Source organism: Aneurinibacillus terranovensis DSM 18919, from assembly GCF_000430625.1.
In the GTDB taxonomy this organism is placed as follows: domain Bacteria; phylum Bacillota; class Bacilli; order Aneurinibacillales; family Aneurinibacillaceae; genus Aneurinibacillus_B; species Aneurinibacillus_B terranovensis.
In genome coordinates, this window is record NZ_AUMJ01000095.1 from 1 (window position 1) to 6,125 (window position 6,125).

Below are 6,125 nucleotides of genomic sequence, written 5' to 3' on the forward strand. Positions count from 1 at the left end.
TCCTTTCTCCAGAATGATACGAGGACATTATACTCGTCAACTTCCGGACAGGCAATCCCATCAACTTTAGGTTGTTTTCGGGTATCAATAACAATAAATGGCTGCATTTCATAAGATTGTGCGTCTATCATGTTCATATAAGACAATATCCGGTTCATTATATTTAAAATAATGATGGCGACAATTATCCATAGTTCAGTTTGACAGTTATCGACTCCTTATAGACACCAGTGCATAAGTGTAACAATCTTTCCACGGTTTTACAGGCTTATAAACAAGCGCAATGTATGTTCCGAGGTTAAAATGAAAAAGTCCATCACCAGGTAGAATGGCGATGGACTTTATTGGCGTTTCTTTATGAAAAAAAAATTAAAAGCTTTGCATGGTTGCCCACACATCGAGTTTTGTTTTGATTTTTTCAATGACGGCATCCACAAATTCGCTTGTTGTGGCGCTTCCGCCCAGATCAGATGTACGAATGCCGCCGCTTACCGCTTCTATAGTTGCTTCGTATATCGCACGGGAAGCCATGTGTGCTTTTGGATCGTTGAAGTAGGTTAGAAGGGAGGCATTGGCGAGAATCATTGCCATCGGATTGGCGATGTTTTTTCCAAAGAGTGCAGGTGCAGTGCCATGTGGCGCTTCTACCATCACGGTTTCCGTGTTGAATTCCTGGTCAAAGCCAAGCAGAACGGATTCAGCGCCGGCGATCGAACCAAACATTTGCAGAACCATATCACTCAGGCAGTCGCCGTCACGGTTGAGGGCAGGAATAACCATGGCGTCTCCGGCAGAAGAAAGGAGAAGAGCATATGTAGCATCAATTAACTGCGGTTCATATTTTACCGTTGGGTATTTTTTGCTTGCGGCATCCATCTCTTCCTTCAGCATGCCTTCGTATACCGGGCTTACAGTGTATTTCGGACCGCCGAATACTTTTGCGTTTATTTTTTGTGCATGGCGGAAAGAGAACTCAGCGACAGCACGGCATGTTTTCCGGTCGATTGTTTCCGTACGGTAAGCCTGTTCGTTTAGACCTTCCCCTTCACGCCATTCTTTTGCACCATACGCATCTCCTACAGCCATACGTACAACAGAAATAGGAGAATACGCACCGGCTACCGGACGAATTCCTGGAATGCGACGGCCTGTCCGTACAATAACTTTACCGTCTATTTCCTTACGAAGGATGGCGTTCGGGCTTCCCACATCGCCTTTTTCCTCCGGTGTAATCGTAGCCGCTTTAATTCCAAAGCCGTGTTTTTTCATAGCACGAGCTGCTTGATGTACGATTTCATTTTTCGTATTACGACGGTTTTCGAGACTTAAATCATATGTTTCGAAATTAATTTCGATTCCTATTACATCTGGTTGAAGCACACGCAGCGATTCGTCCAGAAGTTCTTGTCCGGTCTGATCACCTTGCATGACCACGACTGTTTTTTTCACAATAATCACCTCATAATATTTGTTTCCGCATTAGGTTAATAATGACTTACGACCTTACTTATTATGCACGATTTAACGAAATATCTCAACGATGTTTCTAAATTAACCATGTTTTTAAGATGAGAAAGTACTGTTTTTGATGCGCGGAAGAGCAAGACAAAAGGGGGAGAAAAGGGTAAGATAAGGGTGAGTGCTATGAAAAGGAGTGTGTGAAAACAATGAAAGAGCTAACATCTGTTGAAGAGTTAGAGCAGTTTTTACAGGAGAATCCGGAAGGAATTTTATTTAAACACAGCACGACATGCCCCATCAGCCGCGAGGCGCACGACGAGTTTATGAGATACACGGAAGAAGGCGACACGAAGCCATGGGCCATGATTATTGTGCAAAACGCCCGCCCGGTTTCCAACGAAGTCGCTGAGCGTTTCGGCGTGAAGCATGAATCACCACAGGTTCTGTATGTGAAAAACGGTACCGTTGCCTGGCACGCCTCACACTGGAACATCACCGAAAAGAACTTGAAGCAGGCGATTAAGTAGAGCACGTGGCAAGATGCATCTTTCCTTGCAACGAAGCGTAAACTGTCCGTGTTATGCCAAAAAGGGAGACCCTGCCCGAAACATTCAGGTAGTTCGAAGATGGAGACAGTCGGGCAGGAAAGACGTCTCCCTTTTTGTCCTAACACTAGGTAACGGAAAAAAAGCAAAAAATCAAAAACGGAGCATTCCATTCGCTCCCACCCGCTTAAGTTCTATGTCGGCTACTCCCACCGAAGTTCAAGAGCATCCCCGGTTTTAATAGGGTCCTGAAATGAAGCGGCATTTCCGTTGATGGATAGGATTAGTTTTTTTCCATCTGCGGGAGCCTGCAGGCTGTCATCGATATAGCGAAATGCATCACTAAAAATAGCTGCACGTTTAAAATGGATTTGAATCACAATAGTTGCATTTTTATGGAGCGGGTCCGTTAATTCTGCCCGTTCTCCATCCATGAGAATCTCCATTTCACTTGATGGAATGCGAAGAGTTTCTCCGTTAAAGGTGACAGTCGTCGATAAATCCGTTAATTCTTCTACGGGCAGTATTTCCTGAATCGTGGGGAAAGGCGCATTATTTTTTTCGAACGTAATAGCGTCGTTTTTGCTAATCCTGTCAGTGAGACTTGCTTCACGCCCGTTGATTTTAAAAGAGTAGAGCGAATACGGATAGGTGAAGGCTTTACCGTTCACGGTGTAAGGCAGTGTGTCGATTGCCATTTCCGGCACATATAATTCTGCAGCAATCAGGGCATCGCGGCATGTTTTTGGCATAGAAAATTCCACCTCATCACGATCCCGAAGTTCCACATTCCAGCCCGTTTGTTTTCCGTTTACCTTGATCGAAGGAGGTAGAGAATAGGGAGTACCGTTAATCGTGATATCCAGCGTATCAATTTCATCAAATAAACTGGCTGGTGTAGCGGAAGCCGCATTTCCGTCTCTGCCAATTTCGAGTGTCAGGCGGTCATCAGTCTTAACAAGAGTATCCAATTGGGCAGGTTGTCCATTCAGAGACAGAACCGGCGGGGTACCATGCGTGCCAGGTATGATTTTCATTTTTCCGTTCACATGGACAGTCATAGCCAGTCCAGGGCGGCCGTGCAGGCGTTTAATATCAACACCGGCGTATAACAAGACCTCTCCCACGTTCATTTCCTTTAAATCAAAGATACGAAGCGCTTCGTCATTGAGGTGAATCGATAAATATTTAATCGGATGCTTCCGGGCAGCGACCGCAATGCCAAGTGGTGTTACAAATTCCGGACCGGTTAATTCCTGCTTGTCGGTAAAGGATTGAATCGCCTCGGCTCCGCGCACGGCTACACGAGCGGTCGGCAGGTCCAATTTTTCCGCAACTTTGCGTGCAAGCTCAGGAGTTAAGCTGCCTCCTCCAATCAGCATAACCGCCTGGGGAGCTTTTCCGTTTAGTTCAAGGATGCGGCAGCAAATCAGCTCCGCCAGTTTATCAATATCAGGCTCAATTTTTTCAATGATTTCTTCACGTGTGCACCTAGATTCCATCCCAAGGATATCGGTAAACGAAACATGCGTCTGTTCTGACAATTCCCGTTTCACCGTTTCCGCCACGGTGAAATCAAGCAAATAAGCCTGGCTCAGCGCATCGGTAATTTCATCTCCCGCTGATGGAACCATCCCATAGGCGCTAATGGTCCCTTCTCCCGTGATCGCAATATCTGATGTGCCCGCTCCAATATCCACGAGCGCCACATTGAGGCGTCTCATCGTCGAAGGCACGAGTACATTAATGGCTGCAATGGGCTCTAGCGTGAGAGCTAGCATCTCCAGATGAACCCGTTTGAGAGCGGCGATTAAGGAATCGACGACCATGCGCGGCAGAAAGGTAGCGATAATTTCAACCCTTGCTTCTTTGCCACGCTGATCCATAAGGTTGCCAATGATTTCATTATCAAGAAAGTAATTGACAACACTGTACCCAACGCAATAGTATTGGGTAAAATCCTGAGACTCCTGTTGATTGGCAAGCGAACGCTGGGCCTGCTGGACTGCGGTTAATTCCAGGGTCAGAATATCGTTCTCATTGAGTTGAGAGATTCCCGAAATATCATGGGCTACTTCTATGCGCTGCGTATGGAGGGAACGTCCGGCAGCGGCGACCGCTACATGTGTTAATGGTTGCCCCGTTTTTTCCTCCAGGCGTTGTTTAATTCGCGCAATGACATCGGCAACCGCCACCACGTCGTGAATTTGTCCGTCCAACATGGAGCGTTCCGCGTGTTCTTCCCGTTCATACCCGACTACCTTGAATTTGCTTCCATCCGGCTCTACTAAAAGTCCTACTACACTGCGAGTCCCTATATCAAGAGCAAAAATTGGTTGATTTTCTGTTACCATAGTATGTATGTATCTCCTTTAAGCGTTAAAACGAATATATTTGATGAGAAGTACGTTAATAATATACTAAGTAATTCGATACATTTTATCAAAGTCCTTTGTGTGAATTTTTAATAAACGCTGACAAAAACGTAAGAATACGTTATAATTCTCTTTAATATTTTTTTTTTTCAAAGCTAGGAGAGGTGGAGAGTAGATGAGCAATGACAAACTAGATATGTTACGCAGCGAGCTAGACGAGGTAAATCTGAAGATTTTGGAGCTTATTAATCAGAGGGCGGAGCTCGTTCAGGAAATTGGAAAGGTAAAACATAAACAGGGGGTTAACCGATTCGACCCTGAACGCGAACGGCAAATGTTAAATCTGATTGTTGAGAACAACAAAGGTCCGTTTGAAGACAGCACGATTCAGCATCTATTCAAGCAAATCTTCAGTGCGTCTCTCGAATTGCAGGAAGACGATAACCGCAAAGCCCTTCTCGTTAGCCGGAAGAAAAAACAGGAAGATACGGTGATCGCATTGGGGCCAGTATCCGTTGGAGCGGGGGAACCTATTCTTGTAGCCGGCCCTTGCTCGGTGGAATCATATGAACAGGTACGCCTTGTTGGAGAGGCGCTCAAGGCGAATGGGCTTACCCTGATGCGGGGAGGAGCGTACAAACCCCGCACGTCGCCTTACGACTTCCAAGGGCTCGGTGAAGAAGGTTTGAAAATTCTCCGCCGGGTAGCCGATGAATTAAATCTTAAAGTGGTAAGTGAAATCGTAACGCCAGCAGATATTGAGATGGCAACCGAGTATTTAGACGTTATTCAAATCGGGGCCCGCAATATGCAGAACTTTGAACTATTAAAAGCTGCGGGACGCGTAAAAACACCGATTCTTTTAAAACGCGGTCTGTCTGCTACGATTGAAGAGTTTGTCCACGCGGCCGAATATATTGTCTCCGGGGGAAATACACAGGTTATGCTGTGCGAGCGTGGGATTCGGACTTATGAGAAGGCCACGCGCAATACGCTGGACATCTCAGCGGTTCCTATTCTAAAACAAGAAACGCATTTGCCTGTATTTGTGGATGTCACCCATTCTACAGGACGCCGCGATCTTCTGCTTCCTACTGCAAAGGCGGCCCTGGCTGTCGGAGCCGACGGGGTAATGGTAGAAGTTCATCCTGATCCTGCTGTTGCTTTATCCGACGCCAAACAGCAGATTAATATCCCTACTTTCCATAAATTTGTTGAAGAACTGCGCCGATCCGGTTTATACAAAGAAAATGCCGGGGTTGTGACTGGAGTTTAACTGCATACACTGCTTTTCACATCATCGGCTCGTGAGCCGGTGATTTTTTTTTTGGTGCGCCCGGCATAGGCATTATCTATAGGGTTCAAGTCCCGAATGGTGAAGGCAGTAGTAACCATTAGCTTATGGCAAGGGTGTCGACCGTGAGGTATGAAAGACAAGGCGTTCGAAGATACGCGATGAAAGCAGACAATCCAATGGGACTTATCTGAAGGAAGACGTGGTGAATCCACCGGAGACTTCAGAAGGGCGGAGTGTACCTTCGGCACAAATTGACCCTTTCATTCACGCAAGGAGCATACGTTATGATGGAACAATTGTTGTCACGGGATAATCTCTTACTTGCCCTGAAGCAAGTAGAACGGAATAAAGGAAGTCATGGCGTGGACGGTATGTCCGTAAAATCTCTACGTAGACATATCATGGAACACTGGCATGACATCCGCCGTTCCATTGAGACGGGTACCT

At 46.1% G+C, this 6,125-nt stretch carries 4 protein-coding genes and 1 pseudogene; 3 read left to right on the forward strand and 2 right to left on the reverse strand.

Going from position 1 to position 6,125, the window contains the following annotated elements; genetic code table 11:
- Window positions 1-369: 369 nt before the first annotated feature.
- Window positions 370-1,452, reverse strand: coding sequence for an isocitrate/isopropylmalate family dehydrogenase (locus tag H525_RS0114970; RefSeq protein ID WP_027416856.1), 1,083 nt, complete (start codon window positions 1,450-1,452; stop codon window positions 370-372).
- A 215-nt stretch (window positions 1,453-1,667) separates the two neighbouring features.
- On the opposite strand from H525_RS0114970, the gene ytxJ reads away from it, so the two are divergent.
- On the forward strand, window positions 1,668-1,988 hold the full coding sequence (ytxJ, locus tag H525_RS0114975) for a bacillithiol system redox-active protein YtxJ (protein ID WP_035101451.1): 321 nt from the start codon (window positions 1,668-1,670) through the stop codon (window positions 1,986-1,988).
- Window positions 1,989-2,209: 221 nt separating this feature from the next.
- Here the strand turns inward: ytxJ and H525_RS0114980 are convergent, their stop codons facing one another.
- Window positions 2,210-4,360: a cell division protein FtsA gene (locus H525_RS0114980; protein WP_027416858.1), complete on the reverse strand. Its 2,151-nt coding sequence runs from the start codon at window positions 4,358-4,360 to the stop codon at window positions 2,210-2,212.
- Window positions 4,361-4,556: 196 nt separating this feature from the next.
- Between H525_RS0114980 and H525_RS0114985 the strand changes: the two genes are divergently transcribed.
- Together H525_RS0114985 and H525_RS28715 are read left to right on the forward strand one after the other, a co-directional pair.
- Complete coding sequence (locus tag H525_RS0114985; RefSeq protein ID WP_027416859.1) at window positions 4,557-5,657, forward strand: bifunctional 3-deoxy-7-phosphoheptulonate synthase/chorismate mutase; 1,101 nt, start codon at window positions 4,557-4,559, stop codon at window positions 5,655-5,657.
- Between the two features lie 305 nt (window positions 5,658-5,962).
- Window positions 5,963-6,125: pseudogene (locus H525_RS28715) on the forward strand (group II intron reverse transcriptase/maturase); the annotation flags it as partial.